This window comes from Prochlorococcus marinus str. MIT 9302 (assembly GCF_000759975.1).
Lineage (GTDB): Bacteria > Cyanobacteriota > Cyanobacteriia > PCC-6307 > Cyanobiaceae > Prochlorococcus_A > Prochlorococcus_A marinus_M.
This window is the reverse complement of the sequence record NZ_JNAM01000010.1, coordinates 312918-339761: the sequence shown is the minus strand read 5'-3', so window position 1 is coordinate 339761 and position 26844 is coordinate 312918. Positions and strand designations below refer to the sequence as shown.

Here is a 26844-nt window from a genome sequence, read left to right as displayed (position 1 = left end):
ACCCAAATTCCAAAGATAATCAAGAAAATATTAATAATAAAATCCTAAATGATCCTAAGACTAAAGATAATCAAGAAAATACTAATAATAAAATCTTAAATGATTCTAAGACTAAAGATAATCAAGAAAATACTAATAATAAAATCTTAAATGATTCTAAGACTAAAGATAATCAAGAAAATACTAATAATAAAATCTTAAATGATCCTAAGACTGAAAATCAAAATAAAAAGACCAAAAATATTAAAGAATTAAACTTTAAATTTAAAAAAATTGATAAGAATAATTCCTCTTATCTTAAAAATATTCAACCTTGCTCCACACTAATAAAAGATTCTGATATATGTCTTGATAATTTTGTAGACTAGATTTTCAGAAAAATAATGATATTAATATTATTTATTTTTGGACTTGCTTTTGGAAGTTTTTCAAATGTAATTATTTATAGAGTTCCAAGAAATATCTCCATCATAAAACCAAATAGTTTTTGTACTAAATGTAATAGAGAAATAAAATGGATTCACAAAATACCTATTATTTCATGGATAGTATTAAAAGGAAAATGCAGTTATTGTCAATCAAAAATATCTTATTTATACCCTTTAAACGAATTCTTGGTTTCTTTAATCTTTATAATAAATGGTTTAAGCTTAGGTTTAAATGAAAATATAAATATTGGAAATAACTTAATTAGTTTATCTATTTTTTCATTACTAATTTATATCATCGCAATAATTGATATTCAGAACTTAATAATCCCTAACAGGGTTATAGTTCTTGGAATTTGTTTCGCTTTTTTAAACTCGATATCAATATCAATTTTAAACAATGATTATTATTATTTACTAAATAGATTATTTTCTGGGATAGTAGGGTTTTTATCCCTAGAGATTATTATTTTTATAATATTTTTAATAACTAGCAAATATGCTTTTGGATCTGGAGATTCAAAGTTTTATGGTTTAGTTGGATTCTGGTTGGGTTTCAATAACTTGTTTGCTGTATTTGTTCTTTCAATCTATTTAGGAGGTATTTTTAGCTTAGTTGGAATTTTATTAAACAAATTAAATCGGAAAGATAAGATACCATTTGCTCCATTCATATCCTTATCTGCTTATTTTGTGGCTTTATTTGGTAGCGAAAATATTTGGAATTTATTTTCAAGATTGTATATTTCTTCTTAAATAGTTATCTTGTGTAAAGTAGGCCAAAAGGAAAATTACAATGACAACTTTTTTTAAAAATAAATTTTCTATAAGCTTTATTATAAATTATGCCTTTTTAAGTTTTCTATTCCCTAATACTCTTTATTCACAACTAATTTGCAATAGTGAAGTTAAGTTAGATAGATTAGATAAACAGTATAAAAAATATACGTATTGCGAAGAGTCAAATTCTATAGAGGATGCATTCGATCAAGCCCTATACAAAAATTCTTACAATCAAGTACAAAGTCAAAAGATCTCTAGTCAGCTTGATGACTTTTTTGGAGCTAAATATTTGTTTAGCGAAAAAAAAAGCACTATAGGATTTCCTGAAAATCGTATCGTCAGAGATTCTGAACAGGTTTGGGAAACTTACAATATATTCTTAGATAAGCAATTAAATCCAATCTCAAAAAATACTAATGATATTTATAACGGCTTTAATTCAAGCATAGGAAATTGAAAAAAATAAATTTTCAATTTTCACAAAGAAATTATCATTCAACTAATGCTTTCACTATTGTTGAGTTATTAATAGTGTCAGCATTAATTGGTTTTATAGCCTCAATTTCCATACCCTCTTCTCTTAGGTGGGTTTACCAAATTAATCAAGATTCTTATCTAAATGAATTGGCCAGTTTTTTTAGGTTAATAAGAAGAGAAACAAGGAGATGGGGAGGTACTTGCTCAGTTAAATTAACCACCATTTCACCTGGAAGCGAGGGCAAAGGATTCTCAGTTAATTGCATTGGATTAAACAATACATCTAGGAATAATGTAATTACAGCAATACCAAACATAAACAAAACTGTTTTTCAGGAAGTAAGCACTGAATTTGATATAACTCCAAAAGGACAAATTTCATTAAATAATAACCAAAACGCTTTTGTAGTAATTGTTGGTGGTAGGCATAATCAATACACAGCTTCCCAACAACCAAAATGTCTTGTAATTCAATCTCCTGCAGGAACTGTTAGAACAGGTATATACAGTAATAGGATTAATTATTATTCCAATAAAGTTGGAAGTAAATTTAATTACAGTCTTAGAGAAAACATTTGCATTTCTAATTAATTAGTGATTTATTGACTTTAAATCTGTTCACTTTTAATAAAGTATTTCTTGATACAATAATGAGTCTATAACATTAAACTTTAGGTATATTACTTGTCTATTTTTTTCTTTTTTATTATAATTTTCTATATATAAATCTAATATTAAATGACGGCTCTAAAACTCAAACTTATAAAGTATTTAGCAACAAAAAATAATCAATCTAATTCTGCATTTACCTTGGTTGAATTAATAGTTGTTGTCGTTATTATCGGAATTCTTTCATCAATTGCAATTCCTAGTTTCCAAAATGCTAGCGACAAAGCAAAGCAGAAAGAGCCTGCCACACTATTAGCTTCTTATACTAAAGCAGCTCAAGCTTATTTCACGGAATATAGTATGAATGCAAGGTCCAGCCAAGATTTAGGACAATATATTAGTGTTACTGGTTGTAGAAATAACAACCCTAGCTACTGCAAAACTAATACAGCCTATGATCACACAAGTAGAAGTTCCACTAGTTGGTTTTCTCCAAGTGGATATTTTCAAGTTTATATGCAACAAAGTGGTACAAGAACTCTTTTCAGAGCTCTTCCCACAGGACAATATTCTAACGCTGGCTACGGGGTATCAGCATGCTACAACTCCTCAACAGGCGCTACAAAAGTTGTAGAAAGAACAGTTAAGGGAAGGGGAGTTCCAAACATAAATTGTTAACTCAAGATAGTATAGATTCTTGAAAAAATTTTTTATAAGACTTTTTAAGAAAAAATCTTCAATAAAATTTAAGTATTATTTTAATAAAGATAAAGAATTAGGATTTGTTTTACCTCAAATACTAATTCTTTCTATTGGTATTGCTTTAGGAATTACAGGGCTAATTGCAGTTTCTATTAATCGATTATCTACCAACAGAGTTGCTTTGCTTGAGTCACAGTCTAGGAACTCAGCAGAATCTGGAGTGGCTACAGTTCAATCACTTTTAAACAATAGTAAAAGTGGAGTTCTCTATTATTATTGGCTGGCTAAAACATGTTCATTGGACGCTCAAAATTCTGATTGTTATACCCCATTAAAAGGTTCCAATCCAAATATATGGCCAGGTATTCCAGTAAAGGGATATTTCCCAGACTTATCAAATATGTATTGGACTGATACTGGAGGGCTTTGGTGTAACGGAAGAAAGAATTGTTTAGGTCGACAAATTGCCCCAAAATGCACTTACCTTGGTTCAGTTAATTCCGGTTCAATTCCATGGTTTAGTTATTCAAGTGGATTAACAAATCTTCTTGATAGAAACAAAGATAAAGTTGGCTTTGATGTCAAAGGGACTAAATCAAATTATCAGCAAAGCTTCTCACTAAAAGCTACTGATTTTGTAGGTAGTGAGGCCTCTGGATCTACGGCCTTAGTAATTGAAGGTTTTTCTCAGCCTATAAATTCGCCAAATACTAATATTTCATCAAACAAATTGAGGGCCGATATATCAATTACAAAGATAGTAACGCCTCAAGCTTTTGGAGTAATAAGTGCTGGTGAGAATGAGGCGGATGGAGATTTTAATCTCGGTCAATCTCTATATATGGGTAACTTTAGAGTTTCTGGGGATAAAGTTGGATCAATAATCTGGCGAAAAAATATATATTTTAATTCTGATTGTGCAAAAATAGGTTCAAAAATTGGAGCTATTAGAAATCACTTGCCTGACAATGCAAAAGGTTCTGGAGGGATTTGGATGCAGCCAATAAGTTTCCCACCTAAACCTTCATTTAAGTCAAACAAAGGTATTATTAACTTAGATTCAATTGTTTGTCACAAAAAAAATCAATCAAACTGTGAAATACTCTCTAGTTCTATAAACACTTTTCCAAGCACTGAAAGGATAGTGACGATCGATGATCTTTTTGTATATGGAAAAGATGGGGTTTTTGAGATAACAACTTCAAATCAATCTAGAATTAAATTATTAGTAAGAGGATCAATACATGTCGCTAATAAAGGACATATTTGTCATAAAAAAAAGGGCAGTACTCAATGCGGATCAGGAGATCCTGAGAATCTCACAATAATGTTTGAACAACCTGGTCAGAACTCTTTACCTTCTATAGGAACATTGCAAGGAAAATCTGAATTAGCTTGTTCATCTAATGGAGGAATTACACTTAGAGAAAACAAAGAGATTCCTTTTAATACTTTTATTGTCAGCAACACAACTGGAAAAAGGACATCTGATAAATTCAGCGCATTTGTTTATGGACCTAAGACTACATTCTCAACTACAAAATCTTTGGCTCCTTACTATCAAAAACCTGTAACTGGAATGAGAAATATCGTAATTTCTAGAGGTGTATATGGTTTTATTGATAATCCTGATGGCCCAAAGCATGATAGATCTCCAAGATTAATAAAAAGCCCTAATGGAAAGCTCATTCCATTCCAAAATAAAACTAGTCGTTATTGGGATTCTTATATGAATAATTTAGAAATAATAGCAACTGGAAGAAAGATTTCTAATCCAGGTTCCACACATTATGACAACGTTGCTTTAGTTTGGGATAAAAAAAATAGATTTTATAGCCTAAGAGGAATGAATATAACTTCAAATTTCCAATCAGGAGGAAATAATATTTCTACCGAAGGACAACTAGTTCCTATAAACGTAAATGGTGGTTATGTTCCACTGGGGAATACTCCTTTTACACTTGCTCCTAATGGACAATCTTGGATTAGTTATTATGGAATTGAATTAGAAAAAAATGAACAAAAAGTTGATAAGAATTTCAAATCAATAGTATGGATGAAAAATGTATGTTTTGATGATTCGGGTTTTATAAATTGGGATTTTGATCTTGACCTTAGTACAAAATTAGTTGAAAGATTTGGAAATATAGATTTTAATTATGGTGTTCCTTATTACAGAGGCCAATCCGTAAGAGTGTGGGATACATTAAGAAATTTTGATTAGAATGTTTAATTTATTGCGAAAATATAAAAGAAAATCTATCTCAAACAATAGTGGCTTTGGTTTAACTGAAAGTATAATCAGTATCGTTTTATTATCTTTATTAATTTCTTATTCAATAATTTTTATTTCTAAGAGGCAAGAAACTTTATACAGAGCAAATTTAACTTCGGCAATTAATAATGAAATAAATAGAGATATTGAAACTATAAAAAACAATTTATTTGTGCAACATTTCAAGCCTAAGCAAGGAAATACTGCCGCTAAGTATGATATTTCTAGAAAATATTGTGATGATTTAATTAATACATTTAGGTCTTTCACCACAGATGATTTCTCCTGGAAACCAGGCTCAAGTCAAAATAGTTATGTAGGTCAAAGCAGAGTCAAGGTTTTTCGTGGACAACCCGTTATAATAACAAGAAAAGTTATAAGTTCTAGACCTCTTGGACTGGGAAATGATTTAACTATGGACAGAAGCATCGCTAAAATTGTCTACATTGTTAATTTGAACAATCAAAATATTCATTGGAGTAGTCTTGATCTAACCAGTGAAGCTCATAGTTGGTGTACTAAGGGTTAAAAATGTTTAATTATTTTAGAAAAAGATTCTCAAGAAGAAGCAAGCAGAAAGGAATAAATGGATTCACATTAGCCGAGCTTTTAGTTGCTTCTACTATTTCTGCTGTAGTATTAGGTATCGCCTACTCATTAGTTAATGTAATTTTAACTTCTAATAAAAACGACAATACTAATATTGCATTAAGTACAAAAATAGAAAATGCACTTGATTTTGTTGTAGATGAAGTTAAGAGTAGTAAAAATGTTATTTCAAGTTGGAGCGGTATACCTTCAAGGTGTGTCCCACAAAATAAGGGAGAATTTGTTCTGGGTTTAACACTGCCAGATCAAGCATTAACAAACGATAGTTATAAAAACAAAAATAATGTGAATTGGAAAAAGGTAGATTGTCCTATTGTTTATACTCTTCAACAAGATACTAATTATAAAGGAAGGGGAGGATCTTATAAGCTTTTTAGAGACGGTCCTCAATTAGACCAAAAAGGGTTTTATATCCCAACAAAGATTTCTCGAACAATCATTTCAGACAGAATAAAATATCAACCAGATGATGTTATGCCATGCGATAACATAAGAGGCTGGACTCAAAGAAAAGTTAAAGGAATTATTATATGTACCGCTCCATTCAATAAAGCTGCTGAGATAGGTATCTCTGCAGAAACAGTTTTGCAAGGCAATAAATATTCAACGATTACTAAATCATCAGGTGGGTATGCAAAAATCCAAGATGAGAACTTAATTGGAGATATAGGAAGTTCATTTTTTAATTTAAGTAATAAACAACAACCTTGTTCTACCCCTCCTTGTTGTGTATTTGGAACATGTAGTACTACTAACGAACAAACTTACTATATAGATGTTTCGGGATCCATGAGAGGGTGTAGGGCAAAAGGTAAGAATTGTTTGGAAGCGGCTAAAGAAGAGGTTATGAAAAATATTAATAAATTAAATCCAGGAGTCATGTTACAAGTTGTCAAATTTAATTCATATAGTACTTTTCTGTGGCCAGGAGGTTCAAAAGCTATCAATCCTGATACAAAAGCACAAGCTATCAACTTTGTCAGGCACTTAAGGCCAGGGGGAGGTACAAATCCTTGGAGTGGACTTATGAAATCAATACAGGATCAAAATGTTTCTCAAATAATTCTGATATCTGATGGATATACAAGTTCTTACGGTGGTTGTAATGGAAGATATCAAAAATATGCAGACTGTTTTTCACAATACAACAAGCAAAGAGAAGCTGCTGGATGGGATCCCGTAAAAGTTGATTCAATATCCATAGGTCTTGATTTTTGTAGGTCAGGAGGATGGATGGGTGAAATCTCAAACAAGACTAATGGTAAATGTAGCGTAATTAGATAATTTTAATTTTTTTGCTATTGCAAATCATCTTTATAAGAAGATGTAAATGTATTAATATTTTCAAATTCACCATCAGAACCATCTAACAATCTTGGGGTGACCATAATAACCAGTTCTCGTTGATCCTTAGCCGAAACCCTGTTTCTAAAGAAATGACCAATAATTGGAAGATCCCCAAAAAATGGGAACTTGGTAATAGTCTCTTTGTCATTAGAATTTAAAACCCCCGTAAGGATGAGTGTATGGCCATCCTTCACTCTTATTGATCCACTATCAAGTCTTCTTACTGATAAAAGGTCGATAATTCCACATCCGTTAATCTCTCTAGTAGAAGATGATGCACTTACTGATGGAGAGATGGCAAAAGTAACGTATCCATTATCATCAATTCTTAAAACCCTAGCGCCAAAAGTTAGACCTGCTATCCCATATTCAAATGAAGCAGTATCTCCTTCAGCAGTACAGTTAATAGGGAGTTGATTACCTACGATAACAAATCCTTCATTTCCATAAGATCTTCCAATAGATCCAGATGATAACGCTTCTGATACATCTGTGAATGTGACAGCTTCTCCTCCTGATTTTCCAGGGAATTCATTCAAAATTAGAGTTGGACTAGCCAAAATTTTAGTATTTTTGGAAACTATTTGAGCCCTTAGAAACGTAATAAAATTTTGATTCGTATACATATTTACGGGATTAAGCCTTCTAACTTGGGTTAATGTAGTGACGATAGGAGGAGTTCCCGAAGAATCACTTGCTATATTTTCAACGTTATCGCTACTTCCATCACCTTGACCTCTAGGATCAGCAAAATCATTCGATTCGTTGGGAGGTAAATATTTACCAAAAGCAGTAATTAGTTTTCCAGAATCATTAACTATGAAATTATTATTTTGTTTCATCGCCCAACTATTGGATAAACTTGTACCATCATCAAGTTGGACATCTAATATCTTCACAGACAAAGCAACTTGCCTTTGTCTTAAGTCAAGTTTTTTGAGATATTCCTCAGCTACACTCACAACATCTGCTGCTCCAATCATAGTGACTGTTTGAAGACGATCATCTGTTGTAGCTATTAAACCTAATAATGGACCTATATCAGAACCATAAACTTCTACTGAAGTTGAGGAACCTGATTGTGTAGTGGATGAATTTGCCGCACCAGAAACAGAGCTAGATGCTGAAACTCCTTGAGTTACGGCTGTCTCGATAGTAGTAGTTCTGGTTACTCTAGCTCCTAAATTAGCAAGGTAAGATGCAGCAGCATTAGCTGTTGTTTGGTTCAATCTATAAACTCTGGAGATTCGGCTATTAAAAACAGATTCTCGAACATTTGGGCCCACATAAACTATCCCATTTTCTAATTTAGCTTGCATACCACTTGCCATTAAGACAGCGTTAAAAGCATTATTAAAAGGAACATCCTTTAAGGTTAGAGTAATATATCTATGACTATCAGCATTTTTTTCAGCAGAGTCTGGAGTTTGAGAGTTTGATAATCCCATCGAACTTCCATCCATACTTTGAGTTGCTAAATTTGTTCCTTCATTTGATATGGTTTGAGTTGAAGAAGAGGAATTACCATCTGGGTTATAGGAAGGATCTTTCTGAACCCAAACAAAGCCATAATTAGCCTTCGATAATAAAAATTCAAGAGCCTTTTTGGATTGAGTCTGCTTAAAAACAAGCGAAACTTTTGGACCTTTTAAATTAAGTAAATTTGGATTAGGTATTATTGTGGTGCCAATGGCTATATCGCCTAAGGGAGGAGCTATTGCCCCTTTTTGTTTAATATTAATTTTTTTTGATTTAGGCTGTGCAATTATCTTCATATTTTTTTCATAAGCTTCTTCTCTAGTGAGAGTAAGTTTTTCAAAACTCAACACGACATCAGCGCCTAATGTAGTTATTTGGACATCTTCTTTTAAAATTCGATCATCAAGTTTTAAATCTAATTTATAATTTTTTTCCTTTCCATGAAGTCTTGCTTGAACTATCCCTTGAGATGGTATTTCTATAATTTGTTCATTTTTCTCAATAGACCTTTTATTGATGGTTGTAATTTCAAAATTAATAATATCTTCTTTATATTTAGTAAATACTTTTGAATTAAATCCAACATCCTTAATTATCAACTTTAAGAAATTTTGATCTTTAGCAATTTCTAATGATATTGTTTTCTTTTCTTCAGGAATATTTCCTATTGAAATTGAATCTAGAAACTTAGCATTTTGTTTATATCTTTTCGTTTCCAACTCAAAGTTATGATCTGAATATACAGGAATATCCAAAAATATAAAAGTTGCTAAAGAAACAACAAATATACCAACTAAATTATTTCTTTTCCTTTTCACAAGGCAATAAAATTAACTTTATTTTAATTCACATTAGCAGTGATTTTATTTTGGTCCATATATAGTCATGAGGTTATTTAGAAATAATAATAAATCGAATTATTTCGTTGGAATATTTAAAATTATCTTTGTTTTTACTTCTCCATTAGGAGACAAAACTTGGTTAAATTCATTATTATTTTGATTTGAAACTATCATTGGAGCGAAACAATAGGGAATAATAAATAGTTCGTATTCTTGAATAGATTTAAGAAACTTTAAAATATTTATGTAATCTGCTGTGACAATGATTTCATAAAAATTTGATTTATATCCTGCCTCAATATCATTTTTAAAGCCATCTAAGGGGCTATCAATATTTTCAATTATTTTGGAATAATTAAGTAGGCTTTCTATCTCTTCAACTGACTTTTGATTTGATAATTCCATATCTCCATTTTCTAAATCATCGAAGCCAGCTTCCTCATCAAAGTTTTGATCGTCCATGGACATTGGGATATCATTATTAGCAAAAGAAGATTGTAAGTCTGCTGCTCTTTCTTCCTCAGATAAAGATGAACAAGCTTGTAGTTCTTGTTCATTAATTGGTCTAAATTGAGAAATAGTTATCGCAGATCTAATTGCAGATTCATCAATTATTTTTGTTAAATATACTAAAGATTCATCTGTAATAACTAAGTTTGATACTTCTGGGATAGTGGTATTTAGTCTTTCTAAAGCCTTTCTAATATTAAATAATTTAGTATTTAGTAATTCCAACTTATTTGCTTCATAAGAATATCTTTTTGATTTATCTATAGTACTTTTCATCGACTTGTACGAGGGTATAGTGGTGAAAATTGTAAATAAAGATGCGAATAAAAATCCAGATATTGGATAAAAATACTTACTATCTTTTATTTTAGATAGATCAGAAAATTTTATATTTCTAAAATCTTCTATTTTTACAGTTTTTGCTTTTTCTAAGAGATTTGCTACATCAATATTTTTTAGTTGACCAATGAAATCTTGAATACTATTACTCATAATTAACTAATTAATGATGCCTGATTCTTTTGAATTGATGTACCTTTCAATTTTATTTATCTGACCATAGTTAAATGAATCGCGAAAAATTGGTAACCTTTTTGAAATTCCTATTAAATTATTTTTTCCTGAAATTTCAACTAAAAAAAGATCATTATTAGAAGAAGGATCTGTTTGATTGCTGTTTCCTGACTTTATAACATTTCTTACAGTAATAGAATCTGATTTTACTATTGACCATTCAAGAATTGAATTTATAAAATCATTTATTGTTTTAATAGAATAAGCTTGAGCATAAATATCAAATCCATCTTTATCAATTAGGTATTCAGTAATTTGTAAATCTTCAGGAATATTTTTTTGAAGAAAATATGAAAAAATATATGCCGGGGCTCCTGCAACATATAATTGATAATAGTTATCTAGATCTTTATTTTTATTTTCTAAGTTTTCATTAAAAGTAGTTAACTCTTCAACATTAAAAGTAAATTCTTGATGTTTATTTTCTAACCTGAGGGTATTTAGATAGGGCAAAAATCCAACCAAATTAAAAATAAAAGCAATTCCTAATGTAGATAAAGTTGGTACATAAAAAATCTTATTTTGAATTAAAAATGCTCTTGAAATTAAAAGAATTTCTTTGAAATCATTTTTTAAAAAAGGTTTATTAGAAGGAGATTTATCTAATCCTTTTTCCCAAATTTTAATTCCTTCGTAATTAGATAAAAAGTTATATTTAATCATTTATTTATAATTTCGGTTACGGAAGTCATTTTAATAAGATTTGACTTATTTTCTAGAACTATAGAATTATCAATATTTTTATTAACTTTATAATTCATAAAAATATCTTCAGGAAATTTTTTAAATCTTTGATCTAAATTTAGTTTATCTATCTCAAGCTTATCAATACCTTCACCAATTAAAAATATATCATTATTGATTGGGTGTCCTAATTTTTCAATTATTAAGGAGATAGAATTTTGAAGCCTTTCAAAAAATTGTTCAGATATTTTTTTATCTGTAGAAATATAATTAGAGGCTCCAAAGGGGAGTTTAAATGTATTTAATTCACAATTTTCCTTTTCTATATATATGTATGTAGCACCCATATCTACATCACATAAAATAGATAACTTTTTAAATTTTTTAGTAATTGCTTCAATTAAGTGAATACAAGAACAGGTAACTCCAGCAAGAGGTTGTCCTAAATCAGAAAGGACCTCTATCCATGAATCCATAACTTTCTTATTGGCATATACCACCCTGTGATAAGAAGTTAATTTATTACCAGTGGATCTAGAATATTGAATTAATGTATCGTCAGGTAGATATGGGCTCTTGGATAAAAGTTGAGGATTATCTTCAGAAAAAGATACCAACTCTGAGTCATCAAAACTTTTTATTGTAAAGAATGAGGATCCTAAAAGAAGCATTACCGGTTTGCTTGAGACGTCAAAAAGAGAAAATATATCTCTTAAAATATTTAAAAGATCAGATTTATTTTCAACTTTAAAATCTCCTAAAATCGCAGTTGGAATATTCATACTTATAAGATCTTCGACGTTAAATACTTTCGTATCAGATAATATTTTCGATATAGAGAGCTTATGCTCCGAATAGTGAATAACTACAAAGAAGTTAGTAGATTTATTATTTTTATTTTCAGCTTTTGGAAAATACTTTAAAACTAATTCCTTTAAATCATTATTAAATCTAGTCTTCGATATTGGAAGTTGAAATTTCTTTTTAAAATTATCGAATTGATCATTTGTTTGTTTTAATTTTAGAGAAAATAAATTTTTTAGATTTATTTTTTTTTGATTTCTATTTATCTTTTTTTGATTTCTATTTATCTTGTTTGATTTTTTACTATTAAGAAGATTAGAAATCTTTAATCTCTTTATTTTCTTTTGATATTTTGAAAATGATTCCTTGTCAGTCAACATATTAAATTTATCTTTAATTTTAAAAAAAATTAAAGATTGATCTTTAGGCAAAATATTACTTTTTAAGTTTGCAAAAGTATTTTTAAAAGGTATCTCTAATTTAAAATTTCCCTTATTAATTAATTTTCTTAAATTGACGATATTTATTAATTTTTTTTTATTTGAAATTTCTTTTATAAATAATTTAATCTTTTCTCTTTTCTTCATATTATTAATCTTGTTCAAGTTTAACTAATTTAGTATTGAAACCATTAGAAAGAGTAATTTCTGCCTTTTCAGAATCTATAGTCATTATTTTGTAACCTTGTGCAACCTCTTGACCTGAATAAAGAACGTCTAAACCTCTATTAGAAGAAATAAAAACTCCTTCTTTATTTCCAACTTTCAAAATACCAGTAAATTTCAAATCGCTTGGCAACTGATTATAAGAGCTTTCAACTGTTCCTAACTTCTCAAATGGGTTATTGTTAATGGCGCTCAGAGGAGACTTTCTTTCATAGGAATTATCAGGAATAAAAGGTCTTAATTGAAATTTATTTATCGAGGAGGATTCTTCATTGCTTCTTTGATTTTCCATATCACTTGGAATGTCCATTTCCACAGAAATATAATCTATATTATTTTTTTTGAAAAAAAATAAAATAAAAAAAGTTGATAGTGATAGAGGAATTATATATTTTAAAAATTTTGAAAAATTTTCAATTTTCATTCAATATTTATATTCAAAATTTTTTTGATTATAAACGATACTTAAATGTGTGCAACTTCTTTCTAAATAAACACAAACTTAAAAATTTATGATTAAATTTAATAAATATAGTAATAATTCTCAGGATGGTTTCATCTAAACCTAAAAGTGGCTCATTACCAATCAATAGAGAAGAAATAGAAGAGATTCTGACAAAACAAATTTGTGAATCTATTGGAGCCATATTAGTCTCTTTTAATGAGTCAACGATAACTCTTGGGGCAATGAATCCAGTTTACTCAGAAGTAAAGAAAATTTCAGGTCTATTAAAAAATAAATTTAATCGAACAATTGAAGTAAATACAATTTCTGCAGAAGAATTTGAAAAATGGTTTAATGTAGACTCTAATAAAAAAAGTTTTGTAGAAAAAGATACTTTAAATAAAATAAATAACTCAGTAATTGAAAAAAAAGATTTAAATGATACTCAAACTCAATTAAAGGAAAAAAGTGACAACAAAATCGAAAACAAAAAGCCTGATGAATTAACTCCCTTAAAAAGCGAACAAAAACCTAAAACAATATTAAATGAATTAATTGAAAAATCTAAACTTGAAACTAATGATGTTTTTGAGTTTGATTTTTTCGAAGATGAGGATGAGGATGAGGAAGAAGAGAATTCAGAAATTATCGAAGATAGTGAATTATTAGCTACCAATGACCCTGTGGTTGCAGCAGTTGGTTCAATTTTATCTGCATGTGGAAGATTAAAGGCTTCTGATATACATGTAGAACCTATGGAAGATAAAATGCGTATTAGATATCGAATAGATGGTGTTTTAAAGGAGATTTATTCATTACCTAAAGGAAAATCAAAGGCTATATCAAGCAGATTAAAAGTTATGAGTAAACTAGATATTGCAGAAAAAAGACTCCCTCAAGATGGCAGAATCAGATGTTCTATTAATAAAGAAATTTCTGATTTTAGGGTAAGTACTCTTCCAGGTAAATGGGGAGAAAAGATTGTATTAAGATCCTTGCAGTCAGATACTTCAATGCTAGATCTTCAGAAATTAATCACTTATTCAAATGAACTAAATCAAGTTAGAGAAATGGGGGCTTCACCTTATGGAATTTTTATTGTAGTTGGGCCTACTGGAAGTGGAAAATCTACAACTTTATTTTCTATCTTAAACGAGAGAAATACTCCTGATGTAAATATTAGTACTGTAGAAGATCCTGTTGAATACACATTGAACGGAGTTCATCAAGTTCAAGTTATAAGAGAGAAAGGTCTCGATTTTTCTAGAGCCCTAAGATCTTTAATGAGGCAAGATCCCGATATTATACTTGTTGGAGAAACAAGAGATAAAGAAACAGCGCAAACAGCTATGGAAGCTGCACTAACAGGGCATATGGTTTTCACAACACTACATGCTAATGATACTGCGACTGCAATAACGAGATTAGCAGAAATGGGATGCCCCCCTTATCTTGTTGGTTCATCAGTTATTGGGGTAATGGCCCAAAGATTAATTAGAAAAGTATGCGTAAATTGTTGCGAGACAGTTAAAGCTGATCCAGATAAACACCAATCATATATAAATTATGGAATAAATGAATTTCGTGTAGCAAAAGTTATAGACCTAAAAGATAATGACTACAATTCTCAAAATACATGCAATGTCTGTAATGGCACAGGCTATAAAGGAAGATTAGGCATTTACGAAGTAATGAAGGTAAATGATTCCATAAGAGAATTAATAATGAAATCAAGCACTGCTGATGTTATAAGAGAACATTCTTATAAAAATGGAGTAAAAAGTTTATTAATGTATGGAATGGACTTAGTGAGAGATAAATTGACTACAATTGATGAAGTAGAAAGAGTTTGTCTTTTAGAGGAAGAAACAGATGACAACTAAATTAAAAGAATTAATGACCAACTTGGTTAGTAGGAATGGTTCTGATTTACATTTAACTGGAGGTACTACACCTTACTTCAGAATTCAAGGTCAGATTTTACCTGCTTCTTCCGAAATTTATGAAGAAACTCAGCTTAGGAGAGATCTCGAAGAAATTCTTACTGCTGAGAAATTGAAAGTTTTTGATAAAGAAAAAGAATTAGATTGCAGTTATGGTCTAAAGGGAGTTGCTAGATTCAGATTAAATATTTTTATGGATAGAGGGAAATTATCCTGTGTAATGAGAGCATTAAATACAGATATTCCAGATTTCTCAAAGATTGGATTACCTGATAGTGTTCAACAATTGTTAAATAGACCAAGAGGGTTAATGCTTGTTACTGGGCCTACAGGTTCAGGCAAAACAACTACTCTCGCGAGCTCTATTGATTGGATTAATAATAATCACTCTCATCATATTCTTACAATTGAAGATCCCATTGAGTTTGTATTTGATAATAAGAATTGTTTAGTTAGGCAGAGGGAGGTTGGAGAAGATACACTTTCATTCTCTAAAGCGTTAAGGTCAGCTTTAAGAGAAGATCCTGATATAATTTTAGTTGGTGAAATGAGAGATTTAGAGACAATAAGTTTGGCAATTACTGCCGCTGAGACAGGCCATTTGGTAATGGGAACATTACATACTTCTTCTGCTTCCCAAACTATTGATAGAATTATAGATGTATTTCCTACTTCTCAACAGCAACAAGTAAGAGTGCAGCTATCAGCTTCTCTAATTGGGGTTATTTCTCAAACTCTTTGCAAAACGAAAGACAACAAAAGAACACTAGCTGCTGAAATTCTTGTAAACAATAATGCAATAGGAAATTTAATAAGAGAAGCTAAAGCTTCGCAAGTTTATTCTCAAATACAAGTTGGGGCAAAATATGGGATGCAAACTTTAGAACAAGCACTTTTTGAGCATATTAATCAAGGTAAGATTACAAAAGAAGAGGCTTTTTTCAAATGCAACAGGCCAAATGTATTAACAAGTTTGCTCGAATTAGATAATTCCTAATTTTGTATTTATGAATTATTCATTTATTGAAGACCCCAAAATAAGGGGGGCGCTAGAAAGAAAAAGGGAGGAATCAAATTCAATTAAATCCGACAAAAAATTAAATACAGAAATTAATAACAAAGAAGTCTCTAATTCAACCAAAATCAAGGTAAAAAAAAATAAAAAGTTTGAAAGCCTTAAAGCAAAAAAAAAGTTAGATCCCAAGAAAAAACTAAAGACTCCTTCAACTAAAGCATTAGCTATTGCAACTAAACAGTTATCTTCAATGATAAGAACTGGACTTCCATTATTAGAAGCTTTAAATATATTAGCGGAAAGTAATGAAAATAAAACTTTAAAATATATTTTTAGAGATGCTTCAATGGGAATAAGTAGAGGATCTACATTTGTTTCTATGCTCGAGAAATATCCAGAAGTTTTTAATGAAATGTACTTAGCACTAGTTTCGGCTGGAGAAACTGCGGGACTCTTACCTGATGTCCTAGATAGGGAAGCAGGTTTGTTGGAAAGCCTAGCAAAAATAAAGGGTCAAATTAGTAGTGCTCTTGCTTATCCTATTGCTATCTTCACTCTGACAATTGCAGTAATTATAATAATGCTTGTTTTTGTAATACCTATATTTGTTGATATGTATGCTTCTTCAGGAGCTGATTTACCTGGATTAACCCAGATTTTAGTTGACGCCTCAAATGCTATAAAGGATCCGTCTTTTTTAATTAAAGTTATACCAGTTTTGGTCATATTAATTTTCTTCTTAAAAAGACAATCTAAAACTTCATCCTTTATAAATTGGAGAGATAAAACTTTACTAAAATTACCTATAACTAAAGATTTAGTTACTAAATCTTGTCTTGCGAACTTCTCAAGAACTTTATCTGCTTTAAACTCAGCAGGTGTTCCTATTTTAGAGTCATTAACAATTTCAAAAAGAACACTAGGTAATAAGGTTTTTCAACGAATTGCCGATAAAATGAATACCGAAATTCAGGCAGGGCAACCGATATACAAGGTTTTAGCTACTGAAGAACCTATCCCTATTATGTTTACATCAATGTTTAGGATTGGGGAAGAAACCGGTGAACTAAGCGAGATGGTCAATAAACTAGCTGATTTTTATGAAGATGAAGTATCAACCTCTGTTAAATCTTTAACTTCCATTCTGGAACCATTAATGATTGTATTTGTAGCGGGTGTTGTTGCATTTATTTTAGTAGCTATGTATTTGCCTATGTTTAATATGATGAGTACTGTAAGTTAAATAGTTATCACGTAACTTCTTTAACTACTGAACGAATAAATTTTTTAAGTGCATTATCGTCTATTTCATCATTCATAAAATGACCTATTAAATCCTCTTTCAACCTTTCTAGTTTTTCCTTGGTATTGCCACTATTTAAATTAGCCGTAATTATTTTACCGTTCTCATCTCTAGTTTGAGAATTTGCTTCCCATAAAATTAATAGAGCTTGCCTGCCAGGGGTTAAATTTTTAATCCCTTTAACTGGATACTTACTACAAGCTTTTTTAAAAACAGCCCAAAAAGGAAATGCATCTAAATCTCTATCGGTTCTATCAAGGTGCAAAAGAAATTCACTCTCTTTCATTAATTTGTGAGATCTAAATCTATTGAATAATAGAATAAAGTTTCAATAATTTCCTAATATATTTTATTTTCAGCAATAAATTCTTGGAACAGGTGAGCCTAAACTAGTAACCTCCAAAACCTTTATAGCGCAAATTGAGAGGTTAAACGATTTAGTCTTTAAAGCTAGATTAATTTGTTGTTTTGGCAATGCCTTTCATACTCTAATTGGATATGCGTTTACAATCTATTTCAGGAAAAATCAACCACCTTTTGTTATAATTAAAAATCTAAAAATTTAATATTTTTGCCTGGAGGGGTGGTCGAGTGGTTTAAGGCTCTAGTCTTGAAATCTAAAGTTGACCTCAGTATTTGCAAGCGATTAGAGATAATTTTAAAAATGTGAACTATGTGGCGTGAACTATTTTTTTAATTTATGGCTATAGTTTACAAAACTAGCGTTTTTACTAATAACTGTTTGTTGTCTTATATCGTTTTTGCTCTAAAAAATTTATATCTAATGCAACATTTATGGCTTGAAGTTTCCTACCTTAGAACTTTTTACTTGAAAACAATTTGAATAATTTGTCTCTAATCATCTTTTAAGAAAATTAGTGAAAATTGGAAAAAATGTAAATCTTCTGATGAACAAGATACAGGGACTCTGCAAAGGATAAACGAGAATTGGTTATTATGGTCACCCATGATTATTAGATGGTTCTTATAGTGAATTTGAAAATATAAATAATTTTAATTCTTCTTAAAAAGATGATTTGCAAGAGAAGAAAAATTAAGATTACATAATTATGTCACATTTGCCATTAGTTTTGTTTGAGATTTCACCCATCCATCCTCCTTTTTTACAAAAATCGAGACCAAGGGATATTGAATCAATTTTTACTGGATCCCACCCCTTACCTTCTCTTTGCTTGTTGAATTGAGCAAAACAATCTGCATATTTTTGATTTTTTCCATTACAACTTCCGCTAGAATTTGTATATCCATCAGATATTAAAATTATTTGAGAAACATTTTGATCCTGCATTGATTTCATAAGTCCATTCCAAGGATTAGTCCCTCCACCTGGTCGTAAGCTCCTTACAAAGTTGATAGCTTGTGCTTTTGTCTCAGGATTGACAGCTTTTGAAGCAGGCCACAGAAAAGTACTATATCCATTAAATTTGACGACTTGTAACATGACTCCATTTTTCAATTTTGCAATAACTCCTATAACCTCTTCTTTGGCAGCTTCTAAACAATTCTTACCTTTTGCACTACACCAACTCATGGATAATGAAACATCTATATAGTAAGTTTGTTCGTTAGTAGTACTACATCTTCCAAATACACAACAAGGAGGGGAAGAACAAGGTTGTTCATTATTATCTAAGTTAAAAAATGAACTTCCTATATCTCCAATTAAATTCTCATCTTGGATTTTTGCATAACCACCTGATGATTTAGTAACAGTTGAATATTTATTAGCTTGCAAAACTGTTTCTGCAGAAATACCTATCTCAGCTGCTTTATTGAATGGAGAGGTGCATATAATAATTCCTCTAACTTTTCTTTGGGTCCACCCTTCTGCTGTGTTGCATGGCATAACATCATCTGGTTGATATTTAATTCGGTCAGATATTAGAGTTTCTGAAACCTTTGTTGGAATATAAAATCCTTTCTGGTCTAATTGAGGACCGCTTCTAAAAAGCTTGAAAGATCCACCCCTTCCTTTATAACTAGTATCTTGTTTAAGACTATAAACAATAGGACAATCTACCTTTTTCCAGTTGACGTTTGTTTTGTTTTTATAACTATCATTTGTTAATGCTTGATCTGGCAGTGTTAAACCCAGAACAAATTCTCCCTTATTTTGTGGTATACACCTTGTAGGTAAATCGCTCCAACTTGAAATAACATTTTTACTACTCTTAACTTCATCTACAACAAAACCAAGTGCATTTTCTATTTTTGTACTTAATGCAATATTAGTATTGTCGTTTTTATTAGAAGTTAAAATTACATTAACTAATGAGTAAGCGATACTTAAAACTACAGCAGAAATGGCTGAAGCAACTAAAAGCTCTGCTAATGTGAATCCATTTATTACTTTCTGCTTGCTTCTTCTTGAGAATCTTTTTTTTAAATAATTAAACAATTTTAACCTGTGCATTAGAGCTACCTTGCGTGCACTACCTTGCGTGGACTAAATATAACAAATATCTACAAATTAATACAAGTTGACCCATTTTCTGTCAACCAAAAAATGTTTTCATTTTATAACTCCTAAGAACCCTTGCAATTAGGTGACTTACTTGCCTACGACTAGCTTCTTATGATATATATTAGTGGTTCGGATACAACTGAATAACCCGTTGGAGGGGTGGTCGAGTGGTTTAAGGCTCTAGTCTTGAAAACTAAAACAGCCTATTGTATTTGCAAGTAAAGTGGGATAATTTTAAAAAAAGGGACTATATAAGGAGGACTATCATTACAATTATTTGGCTCTAGTTTACATAACAAGCGGATTACTAATATTTACCAGTTGATTTATATAAAAATGGAAGTAAAATTTTAAATAACTGATGAAGCACTACGGGAGACTCTGATCTTCAAATAGGTTTCTAATAATTACTTGTATAAACCCTTAAGCAAGGTGGATAGACGAGGTCAGGGTTGCTGTTACTTCTAACAACAATTCTCCAGAATTAATATGGCTAAAAGTCGCTTTAATAGAAAATACAACATCTCCGTAAGGAAGCGTTCCAATGATGATGCAAGATCAACTGCGGATTTTATTGAAGTTGCTGACCATATAAATGAAGGCTCTGATTTATCCACGGCTACGCCAATGTTGAAGCATGGGTTTGAGAATCGTTTTAAGAAGGACAGCGACAGCTAAGCAATATATCTTTTTAAACAAATGAATACTTTTAGTCGAGAGGAACTTGCGTCTAAAAAAGACGTCAAAGAACTTAGAGAAACAGTACAGGAGTTAATCCAAAGTTTTTCTTTTACAAGAGAAACTGTTGACCAATTAAGAATGGATTTTGATCTGGCAAGAGAAGGGAATCCATTTAATGTGAATGTCTGGTTAAAGCCATCTGAACTTGCTGTAATTTTAAAAGTTAGTAATTCAACAGTTACTAAATGGAGAAACGAGGGTTTATTTAAAAAGACTTCTGTCAAAGAAGTAGTAAGAGGTAAAAGAACTGATTTCTACTATCACAGAATAAATGCAGTTAAAGACGTATCAAAAATAAAACCAATACAAATATCTAATAAAAAAATTATTAATTCATTTTCATGAAAAAACCCGCTTATAGCGGGCCTTATCTTTACGACTCTATTCTAATGACTTATAGAAGCATTGGGATTAAATCTTCCCAGCTTCACCCCAAGTTCAAACAAAAGATAATCGCTCGCGTAATTGCAAGGATTTGGTATATCCGTTTGCAAAAAGCTAAGCAACATAAACTTGCTTATTTCTGTGAAACTACCATTCAAAAAATGGAATTGGTTTATAAGGAATGGAGGTTAAAAAGTGGCTTCTAAAAATGGGTTTGAAAGTAGTAAAAAAGGAATAGGTAAATTAAAACCTATTCCTCTTTCTCAATTAATGGATCAATGGAAACCTAGAGAGTGGATTGTGGATTTATTTGGTGCAAAAGGTTCTTGTGTTTTATTAGCTGCTGATAAAGGATCAGGTAAAACTACTTTTATTTATCGAATGGCAGAAGCCCTTGAATATCAAAAGATGTTCATGGGTGAATTAAAAACAAAAAAATCAAAAGTTTTTGTATGGCAAGCTGATGAATCAAGAAATAATGCTTTGGATAAATTCAAATTAATGGACTTACAAAAAGAGAATATAAGTTTTCTTTTTAATGATGATGAAGGTGGGTATGAATTAGATATTGATGAACTAAGAATTTTAGTAAAGATTCAAAATATAGATGTTGTTTTTATAGATAGTATTACTGGATTAATAATGGGGAATGGAATATCTATTAAAGATTCAGAATTTTGTATTCCTCTATATGCATTAAATAATTTAGCAAGTGAATTAAAAATCCTTATTGTCATAACAGCCCATTTAAGAAAAGAAGAAAGAACAGAAGTGGATATGAATGATATCCTAGGCGCTGGTACACAATCAGGTGCAGTAAGTGATGTATGGAGTATGTGGACTGACGAAAAAGATGATGAGATTTTTTATTTAAAATGCTTAGGTAAAAGAAATTGTGAGAAAGGTACTAAATGGAAATTGCAGGGTAATAAAGAAGATTACTCTTTTAAATTAATTGATGCCGATTGTGGTGATCTTCTACCAACAAAGAAAAATGAATTAAGTGATAAATTTTTAAAGTTTTTGACTAAAGAAAAGCATGAATATACATATAAGGAATTGTCGGCAAAATTTAAATGTAATTTTGAACATGCAAGAAGGATATGTATAAAACTATTTACTGAAGGAAAAATTGAAAGGACAAAAATCGTTGAAAAGGTTGGGAGACCTTACTTTAAATATTGGAAATAATATTCCTACTTTTGGAGGTATAGGCTAAGTACATTTTATACCTAACCTATATCCTCACATGTAGGAAAATATATTGACAGAAAGTATAGAATAACAAAACTAATAAGTTTTTAAAATGAGTAAATTTTCCTCTCAAGAAATAGAAAGTCAATACAACTTGATAAAAACCCTTTTATCTGATCCTGAAAAGTATAATGATGCTTTAGATGCAATTAAAAAAGATATTACTTATATGCCACTAGAACTAAAGAAAAAACTTGAAGAAGAAAATATTACTTTATAAATAATATTTTGGAAGACTTAGAAATATTTACTAAATAAAGCATCAAAGGAACTTCTACTAGTACCCCAACTATGGTAGCCAAAGCAGCTCCTGAATTAACACCAAAAAGAGTTATCGATACAGCTACTGCGAGTTCAAAAAAGTTTGAAGCGGCTATCATCGAGCCTGGACAGGAAATAGAATACTTTTGCCCAAAAAACTTCATTGAAAAAGCAGTTAAATAAAAAATAAAAAGAGTCTGTATTATTAATGGAATTGAAATTAAGATTATATGAATAGGATTTTGTAATATAGATTTTGATTGAACAAAGAATAATAAAAAGACTGTAAGAATTAAAAAAAATAACGAATAACTTTTACTTTTATTCAAAATACTTTTTATTTTTTTTTCGCTATAGATTTTATTTTTTAAAAATATTGCTAGAAAAAGTGGTACCAGAATAAAGATTATTACAGAACCGAAAACAGTATCTAACGGGATATCTATACTGTTAAATCCTAAAAGAATTTTTGACAATAATGGAAAGGCTAAAATTAATATTAGATCATTAATAGCTACTTGTATTAAAGTAAATAAAGGATCGCCTTTAGCAAGATTACTCCAGACAAAAACCATTGCTGTACATGGCGCTATTCCTAATAGAATCATTCCAGAAACATATTCTTTAGCAAGTACAGGATCTATCAAATTACCATATAAAAAATATAAAAAAGAGGCTGCAATGATTGCCATTGAAACTGGTTTTATTAACCAATTAATAAAAAGGACAATAGAAAATCCTTTAATCTTATATTTCAAATTTATTATTGACTTGAAATCTATTGATAACATCATTGGGAAAATCATTCCCCAGATAAGAATTGCTATTGGAAGATTTATTCTTGAGAGTTCTAATCCGCCTATAAATTGAGATAAATTAGGAAATAAATAACCGGATAAAGATCCAATACACATTGCTAAGAAAACCCAAATACTTAGATATCTATCGGAAAATTGCATTTAAAATTTTTTAATCAATTATTAAATTTAGCAAAATTTTTTGGCCTTAATCTTAACTTAATTTACCTATAATAAGCTCTTAATAATAGCTATTTTTATATGTCAATTAAGGCGAAATATTTAGGTGAATTTGAGAGTGAAATTATCTTTGAAAATCAATTAAAAATAAAAACAAATTCGAACAGAAATTTACATGATTCTTGCGAACAAACTAAACCCTCAAATCTTTTGTCTGCATCTTTAGCTTGTTGTATTTCAACAACTCTCGGAATAATTCTAGAAAAGAATAACATTGAATCAAAAAGTTTTTATGTTGATATTATCTCTAAAAGTGATGTTCAAAATAATAAAATTTCAACCTTGCATTGTAAAATATGCCTTCCACTTATTAAGAAATTAAAAATAAAGAACTTTATAAAAGAAAAAATTGAATCATCATTCATAAGCAATTCTCTTAAAGAATCTATAAATATAAGCTATGAATATATTTTTAATAGATAGCTAATCTTTCGGCAACAATCATTTTTTTATAAGTATCTAATTCTTCAACTTCTTTTAGAGAAACCTTTCCTCTATCATCCCATTTTCTTAATCGAACTGCATCTTTGAAGTATTTATTATTTTCTAGTTCATTAATCTCTTCTTTATTTAAAGCACCACCTTGTACCTGAAAACTATTTTTAGATGCTTTAGATAAACTTTCATAATAAGAATTATCGATTGAGCATAAATATCTTTTTGCTACAACGTGTAAGCGAATACTTTCTGTAATTTCTTCAGAGAAAAAATCTTTTAAAAAATTTGAAGCAATATTTTCATGGTTAAGATCTTTTTTTAAGAAATCATTTTTTGAGTCATTTTCATCGATTAGAAGATGACCTATATCGTGTAATAAAGAAGCAATTACTATATGCCTTCTGCCATCTTCAATTCGGGCAAGTGATGCTGTTTGGAGACTATGTTGTAATTGAGTGACTGATTCATCATAATTAGTTTTTCCTTCCTCCTTAATAAAATCAAATAATAAATCTACAAATTCATTGTTATCAGAATTTTGTAATTTGTTTTTGAAGTTTTTAATAGTTTTGTATTTCATTTAATTGCTTCTCCTTCAAAGTGACCTATTAAACTTACATATCCATCTTTAAGAGAGTTCTTTTTAAAGTCATAATAATCTTTTCTCAAATCGCCTTCAGTTTTAGCATTATAAGTAACATAAAGCGCTCTTCTTGGACGACTAGATTTATTTGTTGAACTTCTGTGAGGAACAAAAGAATCGAAAAATACTGCGCCTCCCTTTTTAAGAGGTATCTTCTCCCAAACAAATTTTTCTGCGGTTAGTGAATCTATACATCCTTTGTCATCAATATTTATTATGCCCTCATTATTTCTACCTCTTGCAAATTCCAAACATCCATTACTTATATCAGAATCATCTATAGCTAATAGCATTGTTATGTGCTTTTTCCCAAAAGGATAAGCAGGGGCATCTTGATGAGGTGCATATCCAGCTCCCCCTGGGTATTTATAATTTATTTTTTCTTTGAATAATATTGGTTCATCATCAAATAGCATAGTTAAATAATCTTTTATTGATGAACTTAAAAGAAATTCCCTAAAAGATGTATGCGAGCTTACAAAGTTTTCTGTTCTTGAGAGCACTTTACCATTAACTGTTTTTTCATAATGATGGTTAACCTCTTTAGAGTCGTTAAGTTCACTAATCCATTTTTCAATGGCCTCTAAATCATTTTGATTTATTAGGTTTTCATTAACTATAAATCCGTCATTATCGAATTTTAATTTTATATTGTTCAAAACTGATTCAACCTTAATACAAGTCTTAACAAGATTTTAAACATTTATGATTAAGATAAATTTAAGAAGAAAAGATAATTAAGAATGCCAATTTCAATTAGAAAAATATATTCTAATCAAACTGTTGATATAAGGCATGAAGCTATTTGGCCAGATAAAAAAAAAGAATTTTGTATTCTTGAAGATGATAAAAATGGTACACATTTTGGTTTATATAAACAAGAGGAATTAATATCAATAATTTCACTTTTCGTGAGAGAAAATAAAGCAAGAATCAGAAAAATGGCCACAAAACCTGCTTATCAAAACAAAGGATTTGGGTCTAAATTAATTTGTCATTCAATTTCTTACTTAGAGTTAAGAAACGTAAATTATATTTACTTATTTTCTAGAAAAAAAGCTCAAATGTTTTATGAAAAATTCGGTTTTTTATCTGAAGGTGATTATTTCAAAAAAGAAAATATCTCTTATATAAAAATGTATAAAACTATTAATGATATAAAAAGTTGATAATATTTTGAGCAGCTTCTAATTCAATAAAAAGTCTAACTTCATCAACTGCTGAGCCAAGATGAGGAGTAAAAAAAGTCTTATCTTTTAAATTTAATAATTCCTGATTAATTTTTTTTGGTCGATCTTTTATCGATAAATCTTCAAATTCAAAGACATCTGAAGCATATCCTCCTATGTGCCCAGAATTAATTGCTTGTGCAATTGCACTCTCATCTACTACAGAACCTCTTGAAGTATTAATAAGTAAACAATTTTTTTTTATTTTTAAAATATTTTCAAAGTTAATAAAATGGTAAGTATCGTTTTTTAAAGGTAAAAGAATAACCAAATAATCAGCCTTCTCAAAAAGATCATTTAATTCCAGATATTTGGTGTTTAGTTGTTGTTCATCTATTGAATCTAATTTTTGTAAATCATGATAAAAAAGTTTTACATTAAAACCTTTAATCTTCCTAGCCACTTCAACCCCTAATTTACCCATACCTAGAAGACAAACATTTTTTCCTTCAATTCCATTTGAGAAGAATTTTGGTTCCCAACCTTTAAACTTTTCAGATCTAACATATTCATCACCTATTAGTAGATTTCTTGATAAACCAATAAGAAGTCCCAATGTTAATTCTGCTGTTGGGGAAGCAAGTAAATCTGGGATCATTGTAAATTTTATATTTCTTTTTATGCACTCTTCCAAATCAATATTGTCAAATCCTCTTAGTGCTCCAGAGATGATCTCTAAATTTTTTGAATTATCTAAAAAGTTCTTATCAATTCTATCTGGCATGAATACCATCACACCATGTGCATCTTTACATAAGAACTTTAATTTTTCATAAGTTAGAGGTTTATCATTTTGGTTACTAATTACTTCAAAATTTTTTTCTAATAACTCAATAACTTCAGTATGAACTTTATTGGAAATAACAACCTTCTTCATTT

28 protein-coding genes are annotated in these 26844 nt (G+C 29.9%); 17 read left to right on the top strand and 11 right to left on the bottom strand.

The genetic code is table 11. From position 1 onward, the window contains the following. The 8 genes from EU96_RS10325 to EU96_RS02770 all read left to right on the top strand — a co-directional run. Window positions 1-368, top strand: a 368-nt coding sequence (locus EU96_RS10325; protein ID WP_032527000.1) for a hypothetical protein, incomplete at its 5' end; no start/stop codon positions are given. A gap of 15 nt (window positions 369-383) precedes the next feature. Further along, the gene (locus EU96_RS02750) at window positions 384-1184 is read left to right on the top strand and encodes a prepilin peptidase (RefSeq protein ID WP_032526999.1); all 801 of its coding nucleotides are present in this window, start codon (window positions 384-386) and stop codon (window positions 1182-1184) included. Between the two features lie 40 nt (window positions 1185-1224). Next, window positions 1225-1668: a hypothetical protein gene (locus tag EU96_RS0109290; protein ID WP_032526997.1), complete on the top strand. Its 444-nt coding sequence runs from the start codon at window positions 1225-1227 to the stop codon at window positions 1666-1668. Beyond that, window positions 1665-2279, top strand: a complete 615-nt coding sequence (locus EU96_RS02755) for a pilus assembly FimT family protein (RefSeq protein WP_032526996.1) — start codon at window positions 1665-1667, stop codon at window positions 2277-2279. The genes EU96_RS0109290 and EU96_RS02755 overlap by 4 nt, the downstream gene beginning before the upstream one ends. A gap of 147 nt (window positions 2280-2426) precedes the next feature. Further along, window positions 2427-2975: a prepilin-type N-terminal cleavage/methylation domain-containing protein gene (locus EU96_RS09655; RefSeq protein ID WP_052044265.1), complete on the top strand. Its 549-nt coding sequence runs from the start codon at window positions 2427-2429 to the stop codon at window positions 2973-2975. 19 nt (window positions 2976-2994) lie between these two features. Continuing rightward, complete coding sequence (locus EU96_RS02760; protein ID WP_032526994.1) at window positions 2995-5223, top strand: hypothetical protein; 2229 nt, start codon at window positions 2995-2997, stop codon at window positions 5221-5223. Window position 5224: 1 nt separating this feature from the next. Then, window positions 5225-5803 carry a hypothetical protein gene (locus EU96_RS02765; protein ID WP_032526993.1) on the top strand — a complete coding sequence of 193 codons (579 nt, stop codon included), beginning with the start codon at window positions 5225-5227 and terminating at the stop codon, window positions 5801-5803. Window positions 5804-5805: 2 nt separating this feature from the next. Then, complete coding sequence (locus EU96_RS02770) at window positions 5806-7167, top strand: prepilin-type N-terminal cleavage/methylation domain-containing protein (RefSeq protein WP_032526992.1); 1362 nt, start codon at window positions 5806-5808, stop codon at window positions 7165-7167. A 14-nt stretch (window positions 7168-7181) separates the two neighbouring features. Here the strand turns inward: EU96_RS02770 and EU96_RS0109280 are convergent, their stop codons facing one another. The 5 genes from EU96_RS0109280 to EU96_RS02790 form a co-directional block, all read right to left on the bottom strand. Then, the gene (locus tag EU96_RS0109280) at window positions 7182-9527 is read right to left on the bottom strand and encodes a type II secretion system protein GspD (protein WP_052044264.1); all 2346 of its coding nucleotides are present in this window, start codon (window positions 9525-9527) and stop codon (window positions 7182-7184) included. Window positions 9528-9626: 99 nt separating this feature from the next. Next, window positions 9627-10553 carry a hypothetical protein gene (locus tag EU96_RS02775; RefSeq protein WP_032526990.1) on the bottom strand — a complete coding sequence of 309 codons (927 nt, stop codon included), beginning with the start codon at window positions 10551-10553 and terminating at the stop codon, window positions 9627-9629. Window positions 10554-10559: 6 nt separating this feature from the next. Next, window positions 10560-11297 (bottom strand): hypothetical protein, encoded by a 738-nt coding sequence (locus tag EU96_RS02780; protein ID WP_032526989.1) that lies wholly within the window; start codon window positions 11295-11297, stop codon window positions 10560-10562. Further along, the gene (locus EU96_RS02785) at window positions 11294-12709 is read right to left on the bottom strand and encodes a hypothetical protein (protein WP_158465673.1); all 1416 of its coding nucleotides are present in this window, start codon (window positions 12707-12709) and stop codon (window positions 11294-11296) included. The genes EU96_RS02780 and EU96_RS02785 overlap by 4 nt, the downstream gene beginning before the upstream one ends. Window positions 12710-12713: 4 nt before the next feature. Next, window positions 12714-13097: a hypothetical protein gene (locus tag EU96_RS02790; protein WP_158465672.1), complete on the bottom strand. Its 384-nt coding sequence runs from the start codon at window positions 13095-13097 to the stop codon at window positions 12714-12716. Window positions 13098-13336: 239 nt separating this feature from the next. Between EU96_RS02790 and EU96_RS02795 the strand changes: the two genes are divergently transcribed. From EU96_RS02795 to EU96_RS02805, 3 genes are read left to right on the top strand one after another with little or no spacing between them, the layout of a single operon-like run. After that, window positions 13337-15115, top strand: coding sequence for a GspE/PulE family protein (locus tag EU96_RS02795; RefSeq protein ID WP_052044263.1), 1779 nt, complete (start codon window positions 13337-13339; stop codon window positions 15113-15115). After that, window positions 15105-16172, top strand: coding sequence for a type IV pilus twitching motility protein PilT (locus EU96_RS02800; protein WP_032526985.1), 1068 nt, complete (start codon window positions 15105-15107; stop codon window positions 16170-16172). Before EU96_RS02795 ends, EU96_RS02800 begins: the two co-directional genes overlap by 11 nt. A gap of 10 nt (window positions 16173-16182) precedes the next feature. After that, complete coding sequence (locus tag EU96_RS02805) at window positions 16183-17433, top strand: type II secretion system F family protein (RefSeq protein WP_032526984.1); 1251 nt, start codon at window positions 16183-16185, stop codon at window positions 17431-17433. A 7-nt stretch (window positions 17434-17440) separates the two neighbouring features. Here the strand turns inward: EU96_RS02805 and EU96_RS02810 are convergent, their stop codons facing one another. Then, on the bottom strand, window positions 17441-17779 hold the full coding sequence (locus EU96_RS02810; RefSeq protein ID WP_032526983.1) for a hypothetical protein: 339 nt from the start codon (window positions 17777-17779) through the stop codon (window positions 17441-17443). 774 nt (window positions 17780-18553) lie between these two features. After that, complete coding sequence (locus tag EU96_RS02815; protein ID WP_080735245.1) at window positions 18554-19927, bottom strand: prepilin-type N-terminal cleavage/methylation domain-containing protein; 1374 nt, start codon at window positions 19925-19927, stop codon at window positions 18554-18556. A 540-nt stretch (window positions 19928-20467) separates the two neighbouring features. On the opposite strand from EU96_RS02815, the gene EU96_RS10040 reads away from it, so the two are divergent. The 4 genes from EU96_RS10040 to EU96_RS02830 all read left to right on the top strand — a co-directional run bounded on the left by EU96_RS10040 (window position 20468) and on the right by EU96_RS02830 (window position 22577). Next, window positions 20468-20656, top strand: coding sequence for a hypothetical protein (locus EU96_RS10040; RefSeq protein WP_158465671.1), 189 nt, complete (start codon window positions 20468-20470; stop codon window positions 20654-20656). Window positions 20657-20677: 21 nt separating this feature from the next. Then, on the top strand, window positions 20678-21064 hold the full coding sequence (locus EU96_RS02820; RefSeq protein ID WP_032526980.1) for a helix-turn-helix domain-containing protein: 387 nt from the start codon (window positions 20678-20680) through the stop codon (window positions 21062-21064). A gap of 234 nt (window positions 21065-21298) precedes the next feature. Beyond that, window positions 21299-22294, top strand: coding sequence for an AAA family ATPase (locus tag EU96_RS02825; protein WP_032526978.1), 996 nt, complete (start codon window positions 21299-21301; stop codon window positions 22292-22294). A 115-nt stretch (window positions 22295-22409) separates the two neighbouring features. Further along, a complete protein-coding gene (locus EU96_RS02830; protein ID WP_032526977.1) occupies window positions 22410-22577 on the top strand; it encodes a hypothetical protein in 168 nt (55 codons plus the stop codon). On the opposite strand, the gene arsB is transcribed toward EU96_RS02830, so the two are convergent. Further along, the gene (gene arsB / locus EU96_RS02835) at window positions 22567-23577 is read right to left on the bottom strand and encodes an ACR3 family arsenite efflux transporter (protein WP_032526976.1); all 1011 of its coding nucleotides are present in this window, start codon (window positions 23575-23577) and stop codon (window positions 22567-22569) included. The two genes, EU96_RS02830 and arsB, sit on opposite strands and share 11 nt — an antisense overlap. Before the next feature lie 99 nt (window positions 23578-23676). Between arsB and EU96_RS02840 the strand changes: the two genes are divergently transcribed. After that, on the top strand, window positions 23677-24078 hold the full coding sequence (locus tag EU96_RS02840) for an OsmC family protein (protein ID WP_032526975.1): 402 nt from the start codon (window positions 23677-23679) through the stop codon (window positions 24076-24078). Here the strand turns inward: EU96_RS02840 and EU96_RS02845 are convergent. Next, a complete protein-coding gene (locus tag EU96_RS02845) occupies window positions 24068-24673 on the bottom strand; it encodes an HD domain-containing protein (RefSeq protein WP_025930551.1) in 606 nt (201 codons plus the stop codon). The two genes, EU96_RS02840 and EU96_RS02845, sit on opposite strands and share 11 nt — an antisense overlap. Beyond that, on the bottom strand, window positions 24670-25395 hold the full coding sequence (locus EU96_RS02850; RefSeq protein ID WP_025930550.1) for a phytanoyl-CoA dioxygenase family protein: 726 nt from the start codon (window positions 25393-25395) through the stop codon (window positions 24670-24672). Before EU96_RS02850 ends, EU96_RS02845 begins: the two co-directional genes overlap by 4 nt. Window positions 25396-25479: 84 nt before the next feature. Here EU96_RS02850 and EU96_RS02855 point away from each other — a divergent pair, with 84 nt between their 5' ends. Then, on the top strand, window positions 25480-25905 hold the full coding sequence (locus EU96_RS02855) for a GNAT family N-acetyltransferase (protein WP_052044262.1): 426 nt from the start codon (window positions 25480-25482) through the stop codon (window positions 25903-25905). On the opposite strand, the gene EU96_RS02860 is transcribed toward EU96_RS02855, so the two are convergent. Further along, window positions 25886-26842, bottom strand: coding sequence for a phosphonate dehydrogenase (locus tag EU96_RS02860; RefSeq protein WP_032526974.1), 957 nt, complete (start codon window positions 26840-26842; stop codon window positions 25886-25888). The two genes, EU96_RS02855 and EU96_RS02860, sit on opposite strands and share 20 nt — an antisense overlap. Window positions 26843-26844 lie beyond the last annotated feature (2 nt).